Here is a 22,198-nt window from a genome sequence, read left to right on the forward strand (position 1 = left end):
CGAGATCAGGTGTTCATGCTCTTCAGCGTGTTGATGTAGTTCTTGGGGAAGAGCATCGGGTTGGGGGCCTTGAAGCCCATGTGCTTGGCGATGTCGCCCACGAAGGCGCTGCAATTGTAGAGGACGGCGTGCCAGACCGGCGAGCTGCCCTGCAGGCCGCGGATATAGGCGACGACGTCGCGATACTGGGCCTCGGTGAGATCGACGCGCCAGCGCGCCGTGATGTAGGCGTCCTCCGAGTCGCCGTCGCTGGCGCCCGTCTCGGACGGAACCGGGATGACGTGGCCGAGCGTGTAGGGGATCGAGCTCGTGGAGGCCGGATGCAGGCCGGCGACTTCGGTCATGCCCGGCACGAGGACGCCGTTGGCGTCGACCGGCACGAGACCGCGGGCGTCGCGGCGGCCGAACACGACGAATGTGTGCCCGTAGCTCTCGGCGGAGCGGGCGCGGAATTCGATGAAGTAGGGCTTCTGCAGCTGCTCGGCGGCCGTGACGGCGCCGGGTGCATAGGCGACGGTGGTGGCCGTGGCGTTCAGCGCGGGCGCGAAAGCCGAGGCGGTGGAGATCGGAGCGCCGACCATCGCGGTCGATTCGGACGAAGCCGTGCTGCAGCCGGAAATGCCGAGGCAGAGAAGGCCGACGGCGAGGAGCTTCATGAGAGGGGAAGACATGGCTTCATCCTTGAAAGATCATGACCAATACCTTCCGGCGGAACAACGCAAAGCCGGCCTGCCGGGCGGAGGATACAACCCATGCAAACCGAACGTATGAACCGGGGGGAGGAGTTCGGGGGGCACCGATGAACTCGTGCACCCCCCGAAGAGTTCCGGGGATTAGCCCTTGGTGACGTAGGTCTGTTCCTGGACCATCGGCTCGGCAACCGGAGCCTTGCCCTTGCCCTTGCCGACGCCCTTGCCCATGCAACCAGCGAAGGAAGCCAGAGCGACGCACGCGACCGTTGCGATGACGATTTTCTTCATGACGATATACCTATCAGTGCCTGACGGTTGATGCCGCAGTTTAAGATCCCGACGCTATTGCGGCCGGTGCGTCGGCAACCTGTTGCTTTTGGGCGATAGCGGCAAGTGCGCAAAAGCCACACCGTCCGCCCAAGATATGATCCCGTTACCCTCAAGCTAAACAAGAGCTTGCGCGGAAACTGCGAAGGCCATTCAACCCACTGGTTTGCCTGACTTTCGAAGCGTTCCGCTGCCTTCTCGTGAGCCGATCACACCTTGACCGTGAAATCGCTCAACCTTCGTTAATTCTTGCAACCTTCCGCGAGGATGGAAGAGCCTTTCGCCGTTTCGATGCCGAATGCCCACAGGCCGTTGCCGCAATGCAACAATCCGGGCCGACTCGGGTCTGCGTTCGGCGGGAGTGAGTCGCCCCTTATTGCGGTGCGAGAGCGGGGTCGCCGGCGGCGTAGTTCGGTCCGCGGGCCACGGCGCGGCCCTCGCGGATCGCTTCCACGTTCTGTGCGATGACGATCGCGCGCTCGCCCTGGGTGAAGGTCACGCTGTTCGCCCCCGTCCAGGCCGAGATGTCCTGCTGCAGCTGCTCACGCGTGGCGCTGCATTTGTCGTAGGCGCCGACCGCAAGGATATCCTCCGCATCCGGCTGGATGGAGAGTTTCACGCTCTCGTCGTAGTTGCAGAACGCGTCGTTGCGCAGCGAGCGATCGACGTCTTCCGGAACCTGCCCGTGGGTCGGGGCTGCCGCTCGGGCGATGGTCGCCTTCCGGGAGGCGTAGGACTGGAGATAGGTCTTGCGCATCGCGAGGCGGCACTGGACGTAGACGAGATCGCCTGGCTTCATGAGGAGGCTCTTGCAATGCGCGTCGTCGTCGTAGCCGTCGTCGACGGACATCAGGGCCTGCGGCCCGTCCGAGGGGACGCATCCGGCCAGGGCCAAGCATAGGGCTGTGATGGCGGCGATGCGCATCCTGTTGCCTCTTCCACGCAGGCGCTCGAAACGCCGCTCGATTCGGCGCCGACCATCGGCGCCCGGAACGATGCCGGTCGACCCGGCGATGAGATGTCTGTGGCGTCGCTCGGAAGACCTGCCTCCCGCACGTGCGGCCGCGCTTCCAACGGCCACAAAAGGGGCGATCCTGTGGCAGCGCCACCGATCGCACCCGATTTCCCAATCGGCATAGGATGATACAGGGCAGGGGGCAACGGGGCGCACGCCCGGCGGCAAGGCTCGGACAAGCCGGGAACGGAGCCTGTCCCGGGGGACGGCGCCTCTTCCGTGAGGCGGCCCGAACGGCCTGCGGCCGGCGCGCTCCCCGATGCCCGCCCTTACTCGGGCGCGCGCAGGTTCCGGCCGACGGCTTCGCGCAGTTCGGGCGTCGCGGACTTGGCGGCGCAGGTGCGTGTGGCGCTGACGACCTTCTGCTGTTCGAGATCGTCGCGCCCGAGGGGGCAGACGCGGGCGGCGATCTCGGGCGAGACCGACACCGTCATCGGCAGGGCCGAGGTCTTCACGCCGAGTTCGGACGCGAGGCCCGTCTTCACCGACCAGTCGCCGATGGAGACGCGAACGAGGTTTCCCGGATTGCCGGGATCGACCACCTCGGACGGCACGGTCGTCGGTGCGGTCTGCGTCTGGGCGAAGGCCGGGCCGGCTGCGAGAAGGCCGAGAAGGGCGGCCGAGACGCGGATGGAGGTTCTCATGCGTCGCAGTCTCCAAGGAAGGCTGATGGCGCGCGCGCCCCGCCGGCGGATTGTCCGCGATATGCTCTAGCGGCTTGCGGCCCCGATGTCGCGCCTGCGAAGAGATCGAGGGCCGACCGAGGCCTCACTTAACGAGCCGCGACGCGATTTCAACGCTGCCCGGCCGGCGTCCCGATGCGTCGTCCGGGCGATGGTGCGCCGCGATGATCTCCCGAAACTACAATCGAGACTTTCGATGCTTCGATTAATCTTAACCGCGCGTGCATTTTTGCACGCCTGCCATGTCGTTGTGCGCTGCAGCATAAGCCGTTAGCGTCCGTCCTCGAAAGCCGTGAAGCCAAGAGGAAGTCCCCCATGAAGTCGTTCATCGCCGCAGCAGCGCTCACCCTTCTCTCCACCGCAGCCCTCGCCGACGAACTGAAGCCCATGGCCGGCACGGTCGTCGATCTGGGCGCCGTCTCCGGCGCCGCCTACTACACGGTGGAGGCCGACGGCTTCCATCTCGTCACCACGCTGAAGTCCGGCGAAGAGGGCGGGGCGATCCGCTTCTCCACCGTCCTCAACGACGGCCAGACCGCGATCGTCTCGGTTCCCGGCGAGTCCGGCACCGCGGCCAAGGACCTGCACATCACCCGCCGCGGCGACAAGGTCGAGGTGATGCGCACGCCCGATCTGCGCGCCGAAGTCGTCGCGAACTGAGCCAGTCCGTCGACGCGCCGCGGCAGACGCGGCCGAGCACGACGATGCAAGGCCGCCGGACACCCGTCCGGCGGCCTTTTTCGTGCGCGGCAGGCGTGGTGCGCGACGAGGCCGGCGCCTCTTCCGTCCGTTCCCGCGCGATGGCATTGTCCTCTCATGCCGATCACACCCGCCTCACCGCAGGACGCCCTCGTCATCGTCGACGTCCAGAACGATTTCTGCCCCGGTGGCGCGCTCGCCGTCGCCGAAGGCGATGCGGTCGTGCCCCTCGTCAACGCCCTGTCGCCTCGCTTCGGCATCGTCGTCGCGACGCAGGACTGGCACACGCCGGGGCATGTCTCCTTCGCCTCCAGCCATGGTCGCGCGCCCTTCGAGACGATCGACCTTTCCTACGGGGCGCAGGTTCTCTGGCCCGACCATTGCATCATGGGCCAGCCGGGTGCGGACCTTCATGCCGGGCTCGACCTCGCGCCCGTCCAGCTCGTCCTGCGCAAGGGCTTCCATCCCGAGATCGACAGCTATTCGGCCTTCCGGGAAGCCGACCGCGAGACGGACACGGGCCTTGCCGGCTACCTGCGCGAGCGCGGCGCCGCGCATGTCTATTTGGCAGGCCTTGCCACCGACTTCTGCGTCGCCTGGACGGCGCTGGATGCGCGCGCGGCCGGGTTCGAGGTGACGGTCGTCGAGAGCGCCAGCCGCGCGATCGACCTGAACGGTTCCCTCGACGCGGCCCGCCGCGCGATGCGCGAGGCCGGCATCGCGCTCGTTTCGGACTGAGCCGGATGCCGCGCCAAGCCGCGAACGCGCCCTGTCACGGTCTCGCGACGTCGGCACCGGCAGTCGGCCGCGACCCTGACCCGTCGCGCCGCGATGCCTATATGCAGTCCATCATGCGAGGGCTGACGGGACGCGCAGCGGCGCCGTCGCCCCGCGAGAGAGGCGAAGGAACGACACGATGGACCATGCCACTTTTCCCGTCACCCGCAGCGACGCCGAATGGCGCGAGCGCCTGACGCCCGAGCAGTATCACGTCATGCGCGGCCACGGCACGGAGCGGCCGGGCAGCTGTGCGCTCCTCGCCGAGAAGCGCCCCGGCACTTTCACCTGCGCCGGCTGCGACCAGGCGCTCTTCGAGACGCACAAGAAGTTCGAGAGCGGCACCGGATGGCCGAGCTTCGACACGCCCGTCGAGGGAGCGGTGGAGGAGACGATCGACCGCAGCCACGGCATGGTCCGCACCGAGGTGCATTGCAGCCGGTGCGGCAGCCATCTCGGGCATGTCTTCCCGGACGGTCCGCCGCCGACCGGCCTGCGCTACTGCATCAACGGCGTGGCGATGTATTTCGAGCCCGCCTCGGCGTGATCGTCGGTGCCAGCCGTCGCATCATGGCGCCGGCTGGCCGATCATGTGTCCGGTACCGACCCGCCGATGGACTGCCCCTTCGGGTCACGTCACGCGGTGCCGGAAGACGCTCAATCGCCAAACGGGCTGCCGCCGCGCGAAGCCGGCCAAGACGGGTCGTTTCAAACGCGCGGCGGTCTGACGCCCGATCCTCAGCTGCGCGTCGCGTCGGGCTGCTCGGCCGGCCGCGGCTGCGCGGTGCGGGCGACGAAGGCGGCGAAGGCGTCGACGAAGTGGTTCAGGATCGTCCGGGCACCGGGCTCGACGACATCGGCCCCCTCGAAGGCCTCCGGCTTGAACTGGAAATAGACTTCCGGCTGGCCCATCACGATCAGCCCGACGACCGTGAGGATGTTGCGCAGCTCGTTCTGCGCCACCGCCGCGCCGAGGGAGCCGGGGCTGGTTCCGACGACGGCCGCCGGCTTGCCCGCCCAGGAGCTCCTGCCATAGGGCCGTGAGGCCCAGTCGATGGCGTTCTTCAGGACGGCCGGATAGGAGCGATTGTATTCCGGGGTCACGAAGAGCACCGCGTCGGCCGCCTCGATCGCGGCCTTCATGCGCGTGACGCCCGCCGGCGTCTCGGCCCAGAGATCGTCGTTGTACATCGGCACGTCGGAGAGATCGACGATGTCGAAGCGCAGGCGGTCGCCCGCCAGCGCGGCGATGCTTTCGGCGAAGCGGCGGTTGAGCGACTCGCGGCGAAGCGAGCCGACGAAGACGGCGACGGTGGGCATGGTCGGCTCCTGAAGAAGGGTTGCCGGCGCGCCTCAGCGGCGAGCGGCGAGGAAGGCGGAGAGGAAGGCGGGCGCGGCCTCGGCGACGGCGGCCAGCGAGTAGCCTCCCTCCTGAACGATGACGGTCGGCAGGTTCAGGGCGCCGATAATGGTTCCGAGGCGCGGATAGGCGGCGCTCGTCACGTCGAGCTTCGACAGAGGATCGTCGCGATGCGCATCCCATCCCGCCGAGACGACGAGAGCCTCCGCCCCGAAGCCGGCGATCGCCGCGGCGAGCGTCTCGACAGCGGCGACATAGGCCGCGTCGTCCGAGCCGAAGGCGAGCGGCAGGTTCAGGTTGGCGTTCAGGCCCGCGCCCGCGCCCGTCTCGTCGCCATAGCCGAGGTAATGGGGATAGTAGGCCGTCGGATCCGTGTGAACCGAGCCGACGAAGACGTCGCCGCGTTCGTAGAAGATCGTCTGCGTGCCGTCGCCGTGATGGGTGTCGAAGTCGAGGATCGCCACCTTTGCGAACCGCTCGCGCAGGCGCTCGGCGGCGAGCGCCGCGTTGTTGAGGAAGCAGAAGCCCGAGGCTCGGTCGGCATAGGCATGGTGGCCGGGCGGGCGGCAGAGCGCGAAGGCCGCATCTTCGCCCCCGGCGACGGCCGAAGCCGCCGAGACGGCGCTGCCGGCCGAGGCCAGCGCGGCCTGATAGGTGAGGGCGGTCATCGCGCAGGAGAGGTCGCCGACATACCAGCCGGCCTGCCCGAGAATCCCTTGCGTGCGCGGCTTCGGACGGGCGCCCAGCGCGCCGGTCCCGGCGAAATAGGGGTGCACGTTCGGCAGGACTTCCGGTCCCGCATTGGGCAGCGCCTGGAACCTTTCATGGGCGGTCTCGAGGAAGGCGATGTAATGATCGGCGTGAACGCGTTCGAGCAGCGCGCGCGCGGGCGCCTCCGGCTCGCTGCGATCGAGGCCGAGGGACCGGAGGGAGGCGATCAGCGTCTCGCCGCGCTCGGGATTCTCCAGCGGCCGCACGAGGCGGCCGTGCACGCCGTATTGCGTGGGGCGGTGGTCCAGCTGGCGGTCGGAGACGTAGAAGCGCATCGCACATTGGCTCGCTGCGGCGCCGGCCTGAAGGACCGACGACGGGATTCGGACAAGGCGACGCACACCGGCCTCGCCCGGGCGGAGGATGGCGTCAGGCCGGCGCCTTCACGGGGTCCGCGAGCACGGCTTCGATCGCCCGCTCGAGGCCCGTCCCGTCATAGGGCTTGTTGAGGATGCTCGCGCGCCGTCCGAAGGCCTCGATGCCCGAAACCGTACGGTCGCCCGTCGCGAAGACCACGCCGATGGCGGCGTGCAGCCGGCGGGCTTCCTTCGCCAGCTGCGGCCCGGACTGGCCGGGCAGGTTCACGTCCGTCACCAGGACGTCGATCTCCATCGTCTGGAGCGCGGCCATGGCCTCCTCGGCGCTGCCCGCTTCCACCACGACATGGCCGAGATCCTGGATGAGCTCGGCCGTGTTCATGCGGATGAGCCCGTCATCCTCCACCAGAAGCACGCAGACGGGCTTGTCCGCCGCGGGGGCGGCCTCGTCCGCCGGGACGAGCGAGGGCGCGGATGCGGCCTGACGAACGGCCTCGCCGGGCACTTCGACCGAACCGAGCGCGTCGGCCGAGCCCTGTGCGGCCGCCGCGTTGCGCTGCTGCTGGTTGGCGAGAACGTGCCGGATCTTCCGCGCCAGCGCCTCGCGGCTGTAGGGCTTGGAGAGAAGGTTCACGCCGGCATCGAGCCGCCCGCCATGGACGATCGAGTTCTCGGTATAGCCGGAGGTGAAGAGCACGGCGATGCCGGGAATGCGCTCGCGCGCCATCCGGGCGAGTTCGGGGCTGCGCAGCGGGCCGGGCATGACGACGTCGGTGAAGAGAAGGTCGATCGGCACGCCGCTCTCCACGACGCTCAGCGCCGCCTGGGCCTGCGGCGCCTTGAGCACGCGGTAGCCGAGCTCGGTGAGGAGATCGACGACGGTCGCGCGCACGTCCTCGTCGTCCTCCACCACGAGGATCGTCTCGGTGCCGCCGGCGATCGGGCCCGTGACGGGGGCGATCTCGATATCCTCGGCCTGGGTGGCGCGCGGCAGGTAGAGGCGCACGGTCGTCCCGTGCCCGATCTCGGAATAGATCTTCACGTGGCCGCCGGACTGCTTCACGAAACCGTAGACCATCGAGAGGCCGAGGCCGGAGCCCTTGCCCTCCGCCTTGGTGGAGAAGAAGGGCTCGAACACCTTCTCGATGATCTCCGGGCTCATGCCGCTGCCGGTGTCGCTGACCGCCAGCATCACGTACTGGCCGGCGCGGACCTCCTCGTGGCTCCGGGCGTAGTCGTCGTCGAGGCTGGCATTGCCGAGCTCGATCGTCAGGCGTCCCAGACCGTCCATCGCGTCGCGGGCGTTGATGGCGAGGTTCAGGAGCGCGTTCTCGACCTGCGTCGGGTCGATGAACGTGTTCCACAGGCCCGCGGTCGCCACGATCTCGACCTCGATGCCGCCGCCGAGCGCCCGGCTCAGCATGTCGTCCATGCCGCGCACGAAGCGCGTGAGGTTCACGACCTTGGGCTCCAGCGCCTGGCGACGGCCGAAGGCGAGGAGATGGCTGGCGAGCTTGGCGCCGCGCGAGACGCCGGCGAGCGCGTTGGCGACGCGCGTCTCGGCGCGAAGGTTTCCCGCCACGTCGCGCGACAGGAGCTGCAGATTGCCGGAGATCACCTGAAGCAGGTTGTTGAAGTCGTGCGCGACGCCGCCGGTGAGCTTGCCGATCGTCTCCATCTTCTGGGACTGGGCGAGCGCCTTCTCCGCCTCGCGCCGCTCGGCGATCGCCTCGGCGATGCGCGTCTCCAGCGTGTCGTTCATCTGCCGCAGCTGGTCCTCGGCGCGGCGCCGATGGGCGATCTGGCGCTCCAGAAGCGCGGCATGTTCGAGGATCTTGGCCTCGGCGGCGCGCTGCTCGGTGATGTCGGTGTGAACGCCGACCCATTGCGCGGCGGTGCCGCGCCCGTCGAGGATCGGGAGCGCGCGGATCGCGAAGCTGCCCCAGCTGCCGTCGCGCCGGCGCACCCGGTGCTCGTGCACGAAGGGGGTCGTGGTTTCCACCGCCTTGAGCCAGGCGACCTGCGTGGCCGTCACGTCGTCCGGGTGAACGGCCTTCGCCCAGCCGAAGCCGGAATATTCGGCCTCGCTCTGGCCCGTCAGCGCGCTCCAGCCCGGCTGTTCGCCGATCATCCGGCCGTCGGCGGAATTGGTCCACAACACGCCGTGGACGGCCTCCATGGCGGCGCGGAAGCGCTCGTTGCTCTCGTGGAGCCGATGCCGGTCGAGAACGCGGTTGGTGTTCTCCGACACCGTGCAGAGCACGCCGCCGACGCGCTCGTCGGTCTCGTAGATCGGCGTGTAGTAGAGGTCGAAATAGACGTCCTCCGGCCGGCCATTGCGATTGAGGACGAGATGACGGTCGAGATAGGACTGCACCTCGCCCCGGAAACCCGCGGCGAGTATGGCGCGGTTGAAGTCCCAGATCTCCGGCCAGACCTCGTCGACGCAGGCGCCGAAGGCGCGCGGATGATTGGCCCCGGCGACGACCGAATAGGCGTCGTTGTAGATCATCCGGTGGTCCGGACCCCACATCAGCACCTTCGCCACGGGCGAATCGACGATCATGTCGGCAATGGCGCGAAGGGCCGGCGACCAGCTTTCGATCGGCCCGAGGCTGGTGCGGGACCAGTCGGTCGAGAGAAGCAGGCGGCGGCACTGGCCGCCGCGCGTCGTGCGTTCGAGAGTCTGTGCGGACAAGGAGCGCGACCTCCGGAGCAATCAAACCGCGCTTATCGGCCAGAATGTCGCCTACGGCAATCGTGTTTTCCCGCTTGGACCGTCCGGCGCGCAAGAGTGATGTCGATGGACCCTCGACGCTGTCAGGGCAGGAGCGAGACGCGCCCGCCCGCGTGGCGTTCGAGGCGGCCGGCGAGATCGAGTTCGAGAAGGACGAGCTGCACGGCGCCGGGCGTCGATCCCGTATGGTGGATGAGATCGTCGACATCGACTGGCGTCGGCCCCAGCGCCTCGAGGATGCGCTCGCGCTCGCCCTCGGCGGGTTCGTCGAAAGGTCCTACCATCTCGCGTTCCTCCAGGCCGGCATCGAAGGGGGCGGCGCGGTCGTCGAGCGGGCGCAGGGCCTCGATCACGTCGCCGGGCTCCGTGGCGATGATCGCGCCGTCCTTGAGCAGGCGGTTCGTGCCGCCGGAGCGCGGATCGAGCGGCGAGCCGGGCACGGCGAAGACGAGGCGCCCCATCTCGCCGGCGAGCCTCGCCGAGATGAGCGAGCCCGACCGCAGCGCCGCCTCCACCACGAGAAGCCCGAGCGAAAGGCCGGCGACGACCCGGTTGCGGCGGGGAAAGTCCACCGCGCGCGGCTCCCAGCCGAAGGGCATCTCGGAAACGAGGCAACCGCCGCCGTCGGCGATCCTGCGCATCAGCGGCCGGTTCTCCTTGGGATAGGGCTTGTCGAGCCCGCCCGCGAAGACGCCGATCGTGCCGCCGGAAAGGCTCGCCTCGTGGGCTGCGGCATCGATGCCGCGCGCAAGGCCAGAGACCGTGACATAGCCGGCGGCCGAAAGGTCGAGCGCGAACTGGCGCGTCAGCTTGATGCCGGCGAGCGAGGCGTTGCGCGCGCCCACGATGCCGATACAGGGACGGTTCAGGACGGAAAGGTCGCCCATCACAGCGAGGACCGGCGGGGCCTGATCCTCGCGGCGCAGGAGACGGGGATAGTCGCTCTCGCCGAGGCACAGGAAACGCGCCCCCAGCCGTTCGGCCTGCCGCAGCTCCCGTTCGGCGGCCTCGGCCGGGGCGACGCGGATCTTGCGCCCGCCGCGCGCGGCGAGATCGGGCAGCGCATCCAGGGCGGCCTGCGCGCCGCCGAACCGGTTGACGAGGGCGCGGAACGTCGCCGGGCCGACATTCTCGCTGCGGATGAGGCGGAGCCAGGCGAGAAGCGTCTCCGGCGGCAGGCGAAGGGGACGTCGCGCCGGGCCCGCTTCGCTCACCCCTTGGCTCCGATCCGCCCTTCCGTGCCGGCGAGGAGCCGCGAGATGTTCGCCCGGTGCTTGATCCAGACGAGCACGGAGAGAAGGGCCATCAGTGCCGCGGGAACGGTCAGCCCGAGCGCGGCATAGGCGATCGGCACGACGAGCGTGGCGGCTAGGGCCGCGAGCGAGGAGTAGCGGAAGAACCAGGCGAGCGAGAGCCAGACGGCGGCGAAGATCAGGACGCCGACCGGCGCGATGCCCAGGAGGATGCCGAGATAGGTGGCGACGCCCTTGCCGCCCTTGAAGCCGAGCCAGACCGGGAAGAGATGGCCGAGAAAGGCGCCGAGCCCCGCGATTGCCGCCGCCTCCACGCCCCATCGCCAGGCGATGAGGACCGGGATCGTGCCCTTCAGCACGTCGCCGAGAAGCGTCAGCGCCGCCATGGTCTTGTTGCCGGTGCGCAGCGCGTTGGTGGCGCCGATATTGCCCGAGCCGATCTTGCGGATGTCGCCGAGGCCGAAAAGCCGCGCGAAGATCAGCCCCGAGGGGATCGATCCGCAGAGATAGCCGCCGGCCAATGCCAGAGCGAAGACGAGCCCCAACCCCTCAACCACGTCTCACGCTCCCCCGGCCGTGCCGTCGCCGCCCGATCTGTCCTCGAAGACTGTGCGGCCCGCGACCACCGTGCGCAAGACACGGCCCTGGAAGCGGGCATTCTCGAAGGCCGTGTTCTTCGAGCGGGACCGGATGCGGTCCTTGGTGAAGAGGAACGGCGCGTCGAGATCGACCAGCGCGAAATCGGCGACGCTGCCCGGCCGAAGCGTGCCGCGGTCGAGCCCGAGCAGCTTCGCCGGCGCCGACGTCATCGCCTCGACGAGGCGCATGAGCGGCGCCGCGCCGCTATGGTGGAGGCGCAGCGCCGCCGGCAGCAGCGTCTCCAGCCCGATCGCGCCGGTGCGCGCCTCCGCGAAGGGGCGGCGCTTGCCGTCGGCATCCTGCGGATCGTGCGAGGAGACGATGATGTCGAGCGTGCCGTCGGCCAGCGCCTCGATCGTCGCCTGCCGGTCCTCCTCGCGGCGCAGCGGCGGCGAGAGACGGAAGAAGGTGCGGTACTCGCCGATGTCGTTCTCGTTCAGCGAGAGATGGGCGATGGAGACGCCCGCCGTCGCGCGGACGCCGCGTTCCTTGGCGCGGCGCATGACGGCGGCCGACTCGCCGAGCGAGATCATCGCCGCGTGATATCGGCAGCCGGTGAGGGCGGCGAGGCGCAGGTCGCGCTCGAGCGGGATGATCTCGGCCTCGGCCGGCGCGCCCGGCAGGCCGAGCCAGGAGGCGAGCAGCCCTTCGTTCATGACGCCGGCGCCGGTCAGGCCTTCGTCCTGCGTCTCGTGCATGAGCAGAGCGTCGAAATCGCGCCCGTAGGTCATGATGCGGCGGAAGAGGGCGGCGTCGGAGAGCGTGTGGCGCCCCTCGGTGAAGGCCTTGACGCCGGCGTCGGTCAGGAGACCGATCTCGGTCATCTCCCGGCCCTTCAGGCCGCGCGTCATGGCCGCGGCGGGGAAGACGTTGATGCAGGCCGTCTCGCGCGCGGTGCGCATCACGAACTCGGCGATGGCCACGTCGTCCACCACGGGATCGGTGTCGGGCATGGTGAGGATGGAGGTGACGCCGCCGGCCGCGGCCGCGGCGGAGGCCGAGGCGATCGTCTCCAGATGCTCGCGACCGGGCTCGCCGATGAAGACGCGCGCGTCGACGAGGCCGGGCAGGAGGCAGAGCCCGCGTCCGTCGACGATCTCGGCTCCCTCGGGCCTGCCCTGGTTGAGGGCGTCGGGGCCTGCGGCGACGATCCGCCCGTCGGCGACGACCAGCGAGCCGACCGCGTCGAGCCCGCGCGACGGGTCGAGGATGCGGGCGCCTTCGACGACGAGACCGGGCATGGTGGCGCTCACGAGGCGGCCTCCGCGTTGGCGATCAGCGTCTCGATCACCGCCATGCGGACGGCCACGCCCATCTCGACCTGTTCCTCGATGACGCTCTGGGGTCCGTCGGCGATCTCGGACGCGATCTCGACGCCCCGGTTCATCGGGCCGGGATGCATGACCAGGGCGTCCGGCCTGGCGAGCGCGAGCTTCTGTGCGTCGAGGCCGAAATAGCGGAAATACTCGCGCACGGACGGCACGAAGGAGCCCTCCATGCGCTCGCGCTGCAGGCGCAGCATCATCACGACGTCGGCGCCGGCCAGCCCGTCCGCCATGCGCCGATGGACGGTGACGCCCATCTCCTCGATGCCGCGCGGCAGGAGCGTCGAGGGCGCCACGACGCGCACATTCGCGCCGAGCGCGTTGAGGAGGAGAATGTTCGAGCGCGCGACGCGGCTGTGCAGGACGTCGCCGCAGATGGCGACGTTCAGCCCGGCGATGCGGCCCTTGCGGCGGCGGATCGTCAGCGCGTCGAGCAGCGCCTGAGTCGGATGCTCGTGCGCCCCGTCGCCGGCATTGACGACGCAGCAGCCGACCTTCTGCGCGAGCAGCGCGACGGCACCGGCGGCGTGATGGCGCACGACGAGAATGTCCGGCCGCATGGCGTTCAGCGTCATCGCCGTGTCGATGAGCGTTTCGCCCTTCTTCACCGAGGAATTGGCGACCGCCATGTTCATGACGTCGGCGCCGAGCCGCTTGCCGGCGAGCTCGAAGGAGGCCTGGGTGCGCGTCGAGGCCTCGAAGAAGAGGTTGATCTGGGTGCGCCCCTTCAGCACCGCCTTCTTCTTGTCGATGCGCCGGCCGACCTCCACCGCCGCTTCCGCGAGCGTCAGGAGATGGTCGATCTCGAACGGCTGCAGCCGCGCGATCCCCAGGAGATGGCGATGGGTGAAGGCAAGCCGGGTAGAAGCGTCGGTCATCGAAGGAGCGCTATAGGCAATCGCGCCGATAGCGGCAAGGATCGCGCGGACGCGACGGCGCGATCGCGGGGGGCGAGAAGGAGACGGTCATGGCCGAGACGAAGCTTTCGACGCACGAGGTCGTGAACCAGTCCTCCGACAGGTCCGGGTTCAACGCCTTCGCCGCCGATCCGCTGCTGCGGCGCCTCGTGTCCGACCTCTCGCCCGAGACCATCGATTCGCTCGAACGCCACGGCCGGTTCTGCGGCTCGCCGGAGGCGATGGATCTGGCGCGTCTGGCCAATGTCCACGCGCCGAGCCTGCGCCGATTCGACGAGAAGGGACGGCGGATCGACCTCGTCGACTATCACCCGGCCTATCACGCCCTGATGCGCCGCTCGATCGCCGACGGGCTGCACGCGTCCGCCTGGAGCGGGCCGGCGGCCGAGGGCGGGCACCGCCATCTCGCCCGCGCCGCGCGCCTCTACATGACGGCCGGCGTCGAGAGCGGCCATCTCTGCCCGCTGACCATGACGAGCGCCTCCGTCGCCGCGCTCGCCGTCGCGCCGGACCTCCTCTCGGCCTGGATGCCGCGCCTGACGGCGCGCCAGTACGACCCGGGCGTCAAGCCGGCCTCGGTCAAGACCGGGGTCACCATCGGCATGGGGATGACCGAGAAGCAGGGCGGCACCGACCTTCGCGCCAACACGACGCGCGCCGCGCGCTCGGCGGACGGGACCTACCGCCTCGACGGGCACAAGTGGTTCCTCTCCGCGCCGATGTCGGACGCCTTCCTCCTTCTGGCGCAGACGGGCGAGGGGCCGAGCTGCTTCCTCGTGCCGCGGGTGCTCGAGGACGGGCGGCTCAACGGGCTCCATCTCCAGCGGCTGAAGGACAAGCTCGGGAACCGTTCCAACGCCTCGGCCGAATTGGAACTCGTCGAGGCCTCCGGCACGCTCGTCGGCGAGCCCGGTCGGGGCATCCGAACGCTCATCGAGATGGTCTCGCTGGCCCGGCTCGACTGCGCGCTCGCCTCCAGCGGCCTGATGTTCGCCGCGCTCGGCGAGGCCGTTCACCATTGCCGCGAGCGCAAGGCCTTCGGCCGTTTCCTGATCGACCAGCCCGCGATGCTGCGCGTCCTCGGCGACATGGCGCTGGATGTCGCGGCCGCGACCGCGCTCTCGATGCGGCTCGCCGATAGTCTGGACCGGACGGGCGAGGGCGGCGCCAACGCCTCCGAGGCTTCCGCCTTCGTGCGCGTGATGACGCCGGTGACGAAATACTGGGTCTGCAAGATGGCCCCGGCTCTCGTCGCCGAGGCGATGGAATGCCTTGGGGGCAACGGCTACGTGGAGGACGGCCGGCTCGCGCGCGCCTATCGGGAGGCGCCCGTCAACGCGATCTGGGAGGGGCCGGGCAATGTCATGGCGCTCGATCTCCTGCGGGTCGTCGAGCGCCACCCGGAAGCGGTGGATGCCATGATCGAAGGGATCGCGCGCGATCTCGGCCGCCGGGCGGGCCGCACGCCCGACGTGCTGCGCGCGGCCGTCGCGGTCGCCAAGGCCGACGAGGGATCGGCGCGCCTCCTCGCCGAACAGTTCGCGCTGGCCGCCGCCGCCGCGTCGCTCGCCCGTCTCGGCCACGAGAGCCTGTGCGACGCCTTCCTCGAGACGCGCCTCGGCGGCGTCTGGCGCCACAGCTACGGCATGCTCGATCTTCGCACGGACGCGCGATCGCTCGTCGACGAGCTCCACCCGCCCCTGCGCTGACGGGAGGCCCGGCCATTAAGGTTAACGGGAGGTATCGATTGCGGCGGTGAACCGCGAGGGGAATGGTGGCGTTTACGAACCGCTAACCATTTCGCCTCGGGAGCGCCTCATGCGGCAGACTGCAACGACGTGTGCTCTCGGGGCGTGGATGGGGTTTTCCGGCACTTCCGGCGCCATCCTCTTCGCCGCGAGCTTCGATCCCGTCGCCTTCGACCATTTCGCGACGCTGGCGGGCTCGCTCGGCATGGAGGGCGGGTTTCCCGTCCTGTCCGCGTCCGAAGCGCTCTGTTTCTCGGCGCTTCTCTTCGGCGTGGCGGCGTCGCTTTTCATGGCGATCTCGTCCTTCCAGATCGGCACCCGCGCCGCGGACCGTTCGGCCGAGTCGCTGGCCTGTGCCGCGCTCGTGGCGCTCGGCGTCTTCGCCGGCTTCGCCTGGCTCGCGGAGGCGCCGGTCGCCTCGCTCTTCGGGTCCGGCACGGGGTTCGTGACCGCGATCCTCGCGAGTTTCGCCGCGATCGGCTTCGACCGTCTGACGGCGGTCTACGACGAGAACGACGACGAGGCCTTCGAGGCGGCGCTGCGCTCCGTGCGGGCGAGCTACGCCGAGGAAGACGAGCGCCGCGGGAGCGCCGAGCGATGATCCGCGGCCTCCTTCTGCTCTGGGCCCTCCCGGTCGGCTTGTTCTGGGGCTGGTACTTCCTGTCGCTGAACGACGTGAGCTTCGGCACGCAATTCTTCTCGCGCGCCATGCACGACCAGGTCTTCGAGATCTACGGCGCGATCCTCGGCATCGACCCCGCCGCGATTCCCCTGCTGGCTGCCCGCGCGATCGCCGTCGATTCGCTGTTCGTCCTCGCCCTCGTCGCCTTCCGCCGCCGCCGCGCCATCCGGGCCTGGTGGGTCGCCCGCCGCGAGCGGGCGCAGCGCGCGGACTTCGCCGGCCCGGCGGCCGTTTCGGCCGTCGACTGAGACGCCGTCAGCCCGGCCTTTCGTCGGGCTCCGCCTCGTCGTCGCCGAAGAGGCTCAGCCGATCGATCGCCCCCTGCAGGATGAAGGCCGCCGCCGCCGAATCGATGCGCTCGGCGCGCTTGCGGCGCGAGACGTCCGCCTCGAGCAGGCCGCGCTCGGCCGCCACCGTCGAAAGACGCTCGTCCCACAGAAGGATCGGCCAGTCGCGCAGGCGCAGGAGGTTGCGCGCGAAGGCCCGTGTCGACTGGGCGCGCACGCCCTCCGTGCCGTCCATATTGCGGGGCAGGCCGAGAACGAGCCCGGCGACCTTGTCGCGCTCCAGAATCGCCTCCATCGCCACCACGTCCAGCGTGAACTTCGTGCGCGCCACCACCGCGCGCGGCGTGGCGAAGCGGTGGCCGAGGTCGCAGACGGCGATGCCGATCGTCTTCGTGCCGAGGTCGAGCCCCGCGATCGTGCGCCCCGGCGGCACGGCTTTGGCGAACGCGTCGATTTCCAAGAGCGGCATCGCATCTCCTTGACCCCTCGGGCGGACCGCTCAAGTAGCACGCGACGGCGGGCCGCGTGAGAGCGCGGCCGCCACGCGCGAACCGCACGGAAGAGATCCTGTCGATGAAGATCACCTATTTCGGCCATTCGGCCTTCCGCATCGAGACCGGCGCCTCGGTCATCCTCGTGGACCCGTTCCTCTCGGGCAATCCGCATTTCAAGGCGGCCGATATCGAGGCGGCGGCGCACGGGGTCACGCATATCGTGCTCAGCCACGGCCATTCCGACCATGTCGGCGACACGGTCCAGCTCGCCAAGGCGCATGGCTGCAAGGTCGTCGGCACCTACGAGCTGGTCAGCTGGCTGTCCAAGAAGGGCGTCGAGACCATCGAGCCCGGCAATACCGGCGGCACGATCGTCTTCGACGACTTCTCCGTGACGCTGACGCAGGCCTTCCATTCGTCCGGCGAGATGGAGGCGGACGGCACGGTCACCTATCTCGGCATGCCGAACGGCCTCGTCTTCCATTTCGGCGACGGTCCCACCGTCTACCACATGGGCGATACCGACATTTTCGGCGACATGGCGCTGATCGAGGAGCTGCACGCGCCCAAGATCGCCATGGTGCCGATCGGCGACCGGCTGACGATGGGCGCGGCCGTCGCGGCACTCGCCTGCCGGCGCTACTTCAACTTCGACACTATCATCCCGATCCACTGGGGCACGATGCCCATTCTCGATCCGAACCCGCAGAAGTTCATCGAGAGCATGGAGGGCGACGCCCACAAGGTGAAGGTGCCCGAGGTCGGCGTTCCCTTCGAGGTCTGAGCCTCGCCGATGCCGGGGCGCTCGCTCTACGCGCCCCGGCATCGGCGCCCGCGCGGCGTTGCCTGTGGCCGGAGCCCTCGCTATAGCTCGGCCTCCTTCCAAGATCCGGCACGGGGACCGCAATGTCCGTCGACGCAGAGACAGTCCGCAGGGTGGCCAAGCTCGCCCGCATCGCGCTGAAGCCCGAGGAGGTGGAAGCCATGCAAGGGGAGCTGAACACCATTCTGGGCTTCGTCGAGCAGCTCGGTCAGGTGGATGTCTCCGGCGTGGAGCCGATGACGTCGGTCATCCCGATGGAGATGCGCAAGCGCCAGGACGTCGTCACCGACGGCGGCAAGGCCGACGACATCGTCGCCAACGCGCCGGCGAGCGACGACCATTATTTCATGGTGCCGAAGGTCGTCGAATAGCGGACGTCACGTCCCGCCCGTCCTCAGAACCGACAGATCGACGAATTGAGCCCGATGACCGAACTGACCGCCCTGACGATCGCAGAGGCCCGCGATGCCCTGAAGGCGAAGACCTTCACGGCCGCGGAGCTGACCGACGCCTATCTTTCCGCCATCGATGCGGCCAACGACGCGCTGAACGCCTATGTGAAGGTGACGCCCGACAAGGCGCGCGCCATGGCGGCGGCCTCCGACGAGAAGCTCGCCCGGGGCGAGGGCGGCGCGCTCGAGGGCATTCCGCTCGGCATCAAGGACCTCTTCGCGACCGAGGGCGTGCACACACAGGCCTGCAGCCACATTCTCGACGGGTTCGAGCCGCGCTACGAATCGACGGTGACGGCCAATCTCTTCGCCGACGGCGCGGTGATGCTCGGCAAGCTGAACATGGACGAGTTCGCCATGGGCTCGTCCAACGAATCCTCCTATTACGGCCCGGTCAGGAACCCGTGGCGGGCCGAAGGATCCGACGCCGATCTCGTGCCCGGCGGCTCCTCCGGCGGATCGGCGGCGGCGGTCGCGGCGCATCTGTGCGCGGGCGCGACGGCGACCGACACGGGCGGCTCCATCCGCCAGCCGGCGGCCTTCACCGGCACCGTCGGCATCAAGCCCACCTACGGGCGCTGCTCGCGCTGGGGCATCGTCGCCTTCGCCTCCTCGCTCGATCAGGCCGGCCCGATCGCCCGCGACGTGCGGGACGCGGCCATCCTCCTGAAGTCGATGGCCTCGCTCGACCCGAAGGACACGACATCGGTCGACCGTCCGGTGCCCGACTACGAGGCCTCGGTCGGCGCCTCGGTGAAGGGCCTTCGCATCGGCGTGCCGAAGGAATACCGCGTCGAGGGCATGCCGGCCGAGATCGAGGCGCTCTGGAGCCAGGGCATCGCCTATCTCAGGGACGCCGGCGCCGAGATCGTCGACGTCTCGCTGCCGCATACGAAATACGCGCTGCCCGCCTATTACATCGTGGCCCCGGCCGAAGCCTCGTCGAATCTGGCGCGCTACGACGGCGTGCGCTACGGCCTGCGCGTGCCCGGCCGCGACATCGCGGAAATGTACGAGAACACCCGCGCCGAGGGCTTCGGCCGCGAGGTGAAGCGCCGCATCATGATCGGCACCTACGTGCTCTCCGCCGGCTACTACGACGCCTACTACCTGCAGGCGCAGAAGGTGCGCACGCTCATCAAGCGCGACTTCGAGACCGTCTTCGCCGACGGCGTCGACGCGCTGCTGGCGCCCGCCACGCCCACCGCCGCCTTCGGCATCGCCGACCGGGAGATGAACGCCGACCCGGTGAAGATGTATCTCAACGACGTGTTCACCGTGACGGTGAACATGGCCGGTCTTCCCGGTCTCGCGGTGCCCGCCGGCCTTTCCGATAAGGGGCTGCCGCTCGGGCTTCAGCTCATCGGCCGCCCGTTCGAGGAGGAGACGCTCTTCGCGCTCGGCGCCGCCATCGAGTCCGCCGCCGGCCGCTTCACGCCGCGCAAGTGGTGGTGAGCGTGGCGCAGGGCGCAGGGCGGACGCCTCGATGACGACGCGCGCCGCACCCGCCGCCTGCGCCGACATGACGGCGCTGCGCGCCTCGATCGACGATCTGGACCGCGAACTCCTCGATCTCTTCGCCGAACGGATGGCCTTCATCCATCGCGCGGCAGAGCTGAAGCGCGGCGCGGGCATCCCGGCCGAGGTGCCCGAGCGGGTGGCGGAAGTGATCGACAATGCCCGCCGGCTCGCCGCCGAGCGTGGCCTCGATCCAGACCTCTACGCGCGCTTCTGGGCCGAGATCGTGGCGGCGGCGATCGCCGAGGAGGAACGGCGGCTTCGTCCGCCTCAGGCGGCCCGGTGAGCGACCGCGAGCTCATCGTCCGGGCGCTCGACCGTCTGGCGGCCGGCGACTGGGAGGGCGCCCACGATCTGGCGCAACGCTTGTCATCCGCCGAGGCCGCCTGGCTCCATGCGCATCTCCACCGCGTCGAGGGCGATCCTGCCAACGCGGCCTACTGGTATCGCCGCGCCGGGCGCCCGATCGAGAGCGGTGATCTCGAGGCCGAGCGTCGCGCGCTGCTCGAAGCGCTCAGGTGACCTCTCGGCCGGTCGTCGCCGCCGAGACGGCGGCCGGCCGCCGAGCCTTGATCCGACCCTTCGCTTCCACTAGCCCTTTTTCATCATCCAGCCTCATACGCGGATTGCCCCTATGACCCTCGTCGATACCCGCACGCCCGATCCGAAGAAGTTCATCTCCGGCGCCACCGGCGACTGGGAGATCGTCGTCGGCATGGAAGTGCACGCGCAGGTCCTGTCGGAGGCCAAGCTCTTCTCCGGCGCCTCGGCGGCCTATGGCGGCGCGCCGAACGACCATGTGAGCCTCGTCGACGCGGCCATGCCGGGCATGCTGCCGGTCATCAACGAGGAATGCGTGCGCCAGGCGATCCGCACCGGCCTCGGTCTCAAGGCGGCGATCAACCACCGCTCGGTCTTCGACCGGAAGAACTACTTCTACCCGGACCTGCCGCAGGGCTACCAGATCTCGCAGTTCAAGGACCCGATCGTCGGCGAGGGCACCGTGCAGGTGTCGGTCGGCCCGGACTCCAAGGGCGCCTACGACGAGATCGAGATCGGCATCGAGCGCCTGCATCTCGAGCAGGATGCCGGCAAGTCGATGCACGACCAGCATCCGTCCATGTCCTTCGTCGATCTCAACCGGTCGGGCGTGGCGCTGATGGAGATCGTCTCCAAGCCCGACATCCGCTCGGCCGACGAGGCGAAGGCCTATCTCACCAAGCTGCGCACCATCCTGCGCTATCTCGGCACCTGCGACGGCAATATGGACGAGGGCTCCATGCGCGCCGACGTCAACGTCTCGGTGCGCCGCCCCGGCGGGCCCTTCGGCACGCGCTGCGAGATCAAGAACGTGAACTCCGTGCGCTTCGTCGGACAGGCGATCGAGGCGGAGGCGCGGCGCCAGATCGCCCTCATCGAGGACGGCGGCACCGTGGAGCAGCAGACGCGTCTCTTCGACCCGGTGAAGGGCGAGACGCGCTCGATGCGCACCAAGGAAGACGCGCACGACTACCGCTATTTCCCCGATCCCGATCTTCTGCCGCTCGTCTTCGACCAGGCCTATGTCGACGCGCTGCTCGCCGCCCTGCCGGAACTGCCCGACGACAAGCGCGCGCGCCTGATCGCCAGCGCCGGCCTCTCGTCCTACGACGCCTCGGTCCTCGTCTCGGAAAAGGCCATCGCCGACTATTTCGAGGCGCTCGCCAAGGGCCGCGACGCCAAGCAGGCGGCGAACTGGGTCATCAACGATCTCCTGGGCGCGCTGAACAAGGCCGGCAAGGGCATCGAGGAGACGCCGGTCTCGGCCGACACGCTCGGCGCCATTCTCGACCTCATCCGCGACGGCACGATCTCCGGCAAGATCGCCAAGGACGTGTTCGAGATCGTCTTCAACGAGGGCGGCGATCCGGCCGCCATCGTGGAGGAGCGCGGCCTGAAGCAGGTGACCGATACCGGCGCCATCGAGAAGGCCGTCGACGAGATCGTCGCCGCCAATCCCGACAAGGCGGCGCAGGCGCGCGAGAAACCCTCGATGGCCGGCTGGTTCGTGGGACAGGTGATGAAGGCGACCGGCGGCAAGGCCAATCCGCAGGCCGTCAACGCGCTGGTGAAGGCCAAGCTCGGCGTCGAATGAGCCGCTTCTTCGTGCGCACCGCCGGCGTGAAGGATCTCGGCGCGGTGAGCGCGCTTCTGCGCGAGACCTGGCACGCCACCTACGACGCGATCTACGGGCCGGAGCGCGTCGCCGAGATCACCGCCTCCTGGCACTCGGTCGAGGCTCTGCGGCCGCGCCTGACGCGGCCGAACTCGGAGTTCCTGGTGGCCGACGACGGAACGCGGCTCGCCGGAATGGCCTATGCCGGCGCTTCCGGCGAGGGGCGCAGCGTCGCCCTGCACCAGCTCTACGTTCGCCCGGACTGCCAGGGGCAGGGCATCGGCGCGGACCTCCTTTCGGAGATCGCCGGCTGCTTTCCGCTCGCCAGGGTTCTGCGGGTCGAAGTGGAAGAGGCGAACACGGCGGCGGTCGCCTTCTACCGGCATGCCGGCTTCGCGCTCGTCGGTCGGACGGACGCCTGCGGCACGCCGGGCTCGGGCCTTCCGGCCGCGATCTACGAGAAGCCACTCGGCTGACGGCAGGGGCCGCGACACGGCGGCGCTCCTGTGGACATTTCACCGGCGCGG

The 22,198-nt window shown here is 69.3% G+C and carries 25 protein-coding genes; 13 read left to right on the forward strand and 12 right to left on the reverse strand.

Annotation, left to right across the window (positions count from 1 at the left end):
• Positions 1 to 5: 5 nt before the first annotated feature.
• The 4 genes from ASG48_RS13720 to ASG48_RS13730 form a co-directional block, all read right to left on the reverse strand.
• On the reverse strand, positions 6 to 671 hold the full coding sequence (locus tag ASG48_RS13720) for a hypothetical protein (protein ID WP_055850818.1): 666 nt from the start codon (positions 669 to 671) through the stop codon (positions 6 to 8).
• 162 nt (positions 672 to 833) lie between these two features.
• Entirely contained in the window at positions 834 to 980 is a 147-nt protein-coding gene (locus ASG48_RS18375) for an ABC transporter (protein WP_156381609.1), read from the reverse strand.
• A gap of 412 nt (positions 981 to 1,392) precedes the next feature.
• Entirely contained in the window at positions 1,393 to 1,869 is a 477-nt protein-coding gene (locus tag ASG48_RS13725) for a hypothetical protein (RefSeq protein WP_156381610.1), read from the reverse strand.
• A 434-nt stretch (positions 1,870 to 2,303) separates the two neighbouring features.
• Complete coding sequence (locus ASG48_RS13730) at positions 2,304 to 2,678, reverse strand: hypothetical protein (protein WP_055850823.1); 375 nt, start codon at positions 2,676 to 2,678, stop codon at positions 2,304 to 2,306.
• 354 nt (positions 2,679 to 3,032) lie between these two features.
• Between ASG48_RS13730 and ASG48_RS13735 the strand changes: the two genes are divergently transcribed.
• From ASG48_RS13735 to msrB, 3 genes are all read left to right on the forward strand, one after another.
• Entirely contained in the window at positions 3,033 to 3,377 is a 345-nt protein-coding gene (locus ASG48_RS13735) for a hypothetical protein (protein ID WP_055850831.1), read from the forward strand.
• Positions 3,378 to 3,533: 156 nt separating this feature from the next.
• Entirely contained in the window at positions 3,534 to 4,154 is a 621-nt protein-coding gene (gene pncA / locus ASG48_RS13740) for a bifunctional nicotinamidase/pyrazinamidase (RefSeq protein ID WP_055850832.1), read from the forward strand.
• A gap of 178 nt (positions 4,155 to 4,332) precedes the next feature.
• Positions 4,333 to 4,740: a peptide-methionine (R)-S-oxide reductase MsrB gene (gene msrB / locus ASG48_RS13745; RefSeq protein WP_055850836.1), complete on the forward strand. Its 408-nt coding sequence runs from the start codon at positions 4,333 to 4,335 to the stop codon at positions 4,738 to 4,740.
• Positions 4,741 to 4,931: 191 nt separating this feature from the next.
• Here the strand turns inward: msrB and ASG48_RS13750 are convergent, their stop codons facing one another.
• The 7 genes from ASG48_RS13750 to ASG48_RS13780 all read right to left on the reverse strand — a co-directional run bounded on the left by ASG48_RS13750 (position 4,932) and on the right by ASG48_RS13780 (position 13,473).
• A complete protein-coding gene (locus ASG48_RS13750) occupies positions 4,932 to 5,513 on the reverse strand; it encodes an NAD(P)H-dependent oxidoreductase (RefSeq protein ID WP_055850839.1) in 582 nt (193 codons plus the stop codon).
• A gap of 33 nt (positions 5,514 to 5,546) precedes the next feature.
• The gene (locus ASG48_RS13755; RefSeq protein ID WP_055850842.1) at positions 5,547 to 6,599 is read right to left on the reverse strand and encodes a histone deacetylase family protein; all 1,053 of its coding nucleotides are present in this window, start codon (positions 6,597 to 6,599) and stop codon (positions 5,547 to 5,549) included.
• Between the two features lie 94 nt (positions 6,600 to 6,693).
• Positions 6,694 to 9,288 carry a response regulator gene (locus tag ASG48_RS13760; protein WP_244486910.1) on the reverse strand — a complete coding sequence of 865 codons (2,595 nt, stop codon included), beginning with the start codon at positions 9,286 to 9,288 and terminating at the stop codon, positions 6,694 to 6,696.
• 173 nt (positions 9,289 to 9,461) lie between these two features.
• Entirely contained in the window at positions 9,462 to 10,592 is a 1,131-nt protein-coding gene (gene dprA / locus ASG48_RS13765; RefSeq protein WP_055850849.1) for a DNA-processing protein DprA, read from the reverse strand.
• Positions 10,589 to 11,188, reverse strand: a complete 600-nt coding sequence (gene plsY, locus ASG48_RS13770) for a glycerol-3-phosphate 1-O-acyltransferase PlsY (RefSeq protein WP_055850853.1) — start codon at positions 11,186 to 11,188, stop codon at positions 10,589 to 10,591. The genes dprA and plsY overlap by 4 nt, the downstream gene beginning before the upstream one ends.
• A 3-nt stretch (positions 11,189 to 11,191) precedes the next feature.
• Positions 11,192 to 12,511 (reverse strand): dihydroorotase, encoded by a 1,320-nt coding sequence (locus ASG48_RS13775; protein ID WP_055851343.1) that lies wholly within the window; start codon positions 12,509 to 12,511, stop codon positions 11,192 to 11,194.
• Between the two features lie 8 nt (positions 12,512 to 12,519).
• The gene (locus ASG48_RS13780) at positions 12,520 to 13,473 is read right to left on the reverse strand and encodes an aspartate carbamoyltransferase catalytic subunit (protein WP_055850855.1); all 954 of its coding nucleotides are present in this window, start codon (positions 13,471 to 13,473) and stop codon (positions 12,520 to 12,522) included.
• 89 nt (positions 13,474 to 13,562) lie between these two features.
• On the opposite strand from ASG48_RS13780, the gene ASG48_RS13785 reads away from it, so the two are divergent.
• From ASG48_RS13785 to ASG48_RS13795, 3 genes are all read left to right on the forward strand, one after another.
• Positions 13,563 to 15,221, forward strand: coding sequence for an acyl-CoA dehydrogenase family protein (locus ASG48_RS13785; protein ID WP_055850861.1), 1,659 nt, complete (start codon positions 13,563 to 13,565; stop codon positions 15,219 to 15,221).
• 109 nt (positions 15,222 to 15,330) lie between these two features.
• On the forward strand, positions 15,331 to 15,861 hold the full coding sequence (locus tag ASG48_RS13790) for a hypothetical protein (RefSeq protein WP_156381611.1): 531 nt from the start codon (positions 15,331 to 15,333) through the stop codon (positions 15,859 to 15,861).
• Complete coding sequence (locus ASG48_RS13795) at positions 15,858 to 16,190, forward strand: DUF6105 family protein (protein WP_348271144.1); 333 nt, start codon at positions 15,858 to 15,860, stop codon at positions 16,188 to 16,190. Before ASG48_RS13790 ends, ASG48_RS13795 begins: the two co-directional genes overlap by 4 nt.
• A 7-nt stretch (positions 16,191 to 16,197) precedes the next feature.
• On the opposite strand, the gene ruvX is transcribed toward ASG48_RS13795, so the two are convergent.
• On the reverse strand, positions 16,198 to 16,698 hold the full coding sequence (ruvX, locus tag ASG48_RS13800) for a Holliday junction resolvase RuvX (RefSeq protein ID WP_055850867.1): 501 nt from the start codon (positions 16,696 to 16,698) through the stop codon (positions 16,198 to 16,200).
• A gap of 104 nt (positions 16,699 to 16,802) precedes the next feature.
• On the opposite strand from ruvX, the gene ASG48_RS13805 reads away from it, so the two are divergent.
• The 7 genes from ASG48_RS13805 to ASG48_RS13835 all read left to right on the forward strand — a co-directional run bounded on the left by ASG48_RS13805 (position 16,803) and on the right by ASG48_RS13835 (position 22,147).
• Positions 16,803 to 17,507, forward strand: a complete 705-nt coding sequence (locus ASG48_RS13805; RefSeq protein WP_055850870.1) for a metal-dependent hydrolase — start codon at positions 16,803 to 16,805, stop codon at positions 17,505 to 17,507.
• Between the two features lie 122 nt (positions 17,508 to 17,629).
• Positions 17,630 to 17,917 (forward strand): Asp-tRNA(Asn)/Glu-tRNA(Gln) amidotransferase subunit GatC, encoded by a 288-nt coding sequence (gatC, locus tag ASG48_RS13810; RefSeq protein WP_055850873.1) that lies wholly within the window; start codon positions 17,630 to 17,632, stop codon positions 17,915 to 17,917.
• A gap of 54 nt (positions 17,918 to 17,971) precedes the next feature.
• Positions 17,972 to 19,453, forward strand: coding sequence for an Asp-tRNA(Asn)/Glu-tRNA(Gln) amidotransferase subunit GatA (gatA, locus tag ASG48_RS13815; RefSeq protein WP_055850876.1), 1,482 nt, complete (start codon positions 17,972 to 17,974; stop codon positions 19,451 to 19,453).
• Positions 19,454 to 19,484: 31 nt separating this feature from the next.
• On the forward strand, positions 19,485 to 19,802 hold the full coding sequence (locus tag ASG48_RS13820) for a chorismate mutase family protein (RefSeq protein ID WP_055850878.1): 318 nt from the start codon (positions 19,485 to 19,487) through the stop codon (positions 19,800 to 19,802).
• On the forward strand, positions 19,799 to 20,038 hold the full coding sequence (locus ASG48_RS13825) for a hypothetical protein (protein ID WP_055850882.1): 240 nt from the start codon (positions 19,799 to 19,801) through the stop codon (positions 20,036 to 20,038). The genes ASG48_RS13820 and ASG48_RS13825 overlap by 4 nt, the downstream gene beginning before the upstream one ends.
• 112 nt (positions 20,039 to 20,150) lie before the next feature.
• Positions 20,151 to 21,650 (forward strand): Asp-tRNA(Asn)/Glu-tRNA(Gln) amidotransferase subunit GatB, encoded by a 1,500-nt coding sequence (gene gatB, locus ASG48_RS13830; RefSeq protein WP_055850884.1) that lies wholly within the window; start codon positions 20,151 to 20,153, stop codon positions 21,648 to 21,650.
• Positions 21,647 to 22,147 carry a GNAT family N-acetyltransferase gene (locus tag ASG48_RS13835; protein WP_055850887.1) on the forward strand — a complete coding sequence of 167 codons (501 nt, stop codon included), beginning with the start codon at positions 21,647 to 21,649 and terminating at the stop codon, positions 22,145 to 22,147. The genes gatB and ASG48_RS13835 overlap by 4 nt, the downstream gene beginning before the upstream one ends.
• The last annotated feature ends 51 nt before the right edge of the window (positions 22,148 to 22,198 follow it).

Source organism: Aurantimonas sp. Leaf443 (genome assembly GCF_001425575.1).
Lineage (GTDB): Bacteria > Pseudomonadota > Alphaproteobacteria > Rhizobiales > Rhizobiaceae > Leaf443.

Bases quoted from the DNA above. Each gene is read 5' to 3' on its own strand.
- ASG48_RS13780 (WP_055850855.1), bottom strand. From the start codon at position 13,473: ATGACCGACGCTTCTACCCGGCTTGCCTTCACCCATCGCCATCTCCTG.
- gatC (WP_055850873.1), top strand. From the start codon at position 17,630: ATGTCCGTCGACGCAGAGACAGTCCGCAGGGTGGCCAAGCTCGCCCGC.
- ASG48_RS13785 (WP_055850861.1), top strand. From the start codon at position 13,563: ATGGCCGAGACGAAGCTTTCGACGCACGAGGTCGTGAACCAGTCCTCC.
- gatA (WP_055850876.1), top strand. From the start codon at position 17,972: ATGACCGAACTGACCGCCCTGACGATCGCAGAGGCCCGCGATGCCCTG.
- msrB (WP_055850836.1), top strand. From the start codon at position 4,333: ATGGACCATGCCACTTTTCCCGTCACCCGCAGCGACGCCGAATGGCGC.
- gatB (WP_055850884.1), top strand. From the start codon at position 20,151: ATGACCCTCGTCGATACCCGCACGCCCGATCCGAAGAAGTTCATCTCC.
- ASG48_RS13790 (WP_156381611.1), top strand. From the start codon at position 15,331: ATGCGGCAGACTGCAACGACGTGTGCTCTCGGGGCGTGGATGGGGTTT.
- ASG48_RS13755 (WP_055850842.1), bottom strand. From the start codon at position 6,599: ATGCGCTTCTACGTCTCCGACCGCCAGCTGGACCACCGCCCCACGCAA.
- ASG48_RS13835 (WP_055850887.1), top strand. From the start codon at position 21,647: ATGAGCCGCTTCTTCGTGCGCACCGCCGGCGTGAAGGATCTCGGCGCG.
- pncA (WP_055850832.1), top strand. From the start codon at position 3,534: ATGCCGATCACACCCGCCTCACCGCAGGACGCCCTCGTCATCGTCGAC.
- ASG48_RS13725 (WP_156381610.1), bottom strand. From the start codon at position 1,869: ATGTCCGTCGACGACGGCTACGACGACGACGCGCATTGCAAGAGCCTC.
- ASG48_RS13795 (WP_348271144.1), top strand. From the start codon at position 15,858: ATGATCCGCGGCCTCCTTCTGCTCTGGGCCCTCCCGGTCGGCTTGTTC.
- ASG48_RS13805 (WP_055850870.1), top strand. From the start codon at position 16,803: ATGAAGATCACCTATTTCGGCCATTCGGCCTTCCGCATCGAGACCGGC.
- ASG48_RS18375 (WP_156381609.1), bottom strand. From the start codon at position 980: ATGAAGAAAATCGTCATCGCAACGGTCGCGTGCGTCGCTCTGGCTTCC.
- ASG48_RS13730 (WP_055850823.1), bottom strand. From the start codon at position 2,678: ATGAGAACCTCCATCCGCGTCTCGGCCGCCCTTCTCGGCCTTCTCGCA.
- ruvX (WP_055850867.1), bottom strand. From the start codon at position 16,698: ATGCCGCTCTTGGAAATCGACGCGTTCGCCAAAGCCGTGCCGCCGGGG.
- ASG48_RS13735 (WP_055850831.1), top strand. From the start codon at position 3,033: ATGAAGTCGTTCATCGCCGCAGCAGCGCTCACCCTTCTCTCCACCGCA.
- ASG48_RS13775 (WP_055851343.1), bottom strand. From the start codon at position 12,511: ATGCCCGGTCTCGTCGTCGAAGGCGCCCGCATCCTCGACCCGTCGCGC.
- ASG48_RS13750 (WP_055850839.1), bottom strand. From the start codon at position 5,513: ATGCCCACCGTCGCCGTCTTCGTCGGCTCGCTTCGCCGCGAGTCGCTC.
- ASG48_RS13720 (WP_055850818.1), bottom strand. From the start codon at position 671: ATGTCTTCCCCTCTCATGAAGCTCCTCGCCGTCGGCCTTCTCTGCCTC.
- ASG48_RS13820 (WP_055850878.1), top strand. From the start codon at position 19,485: ATGACGACGCGCGCCGCACCCGCCGCCTGCGCCGACATGACGGCGCTG.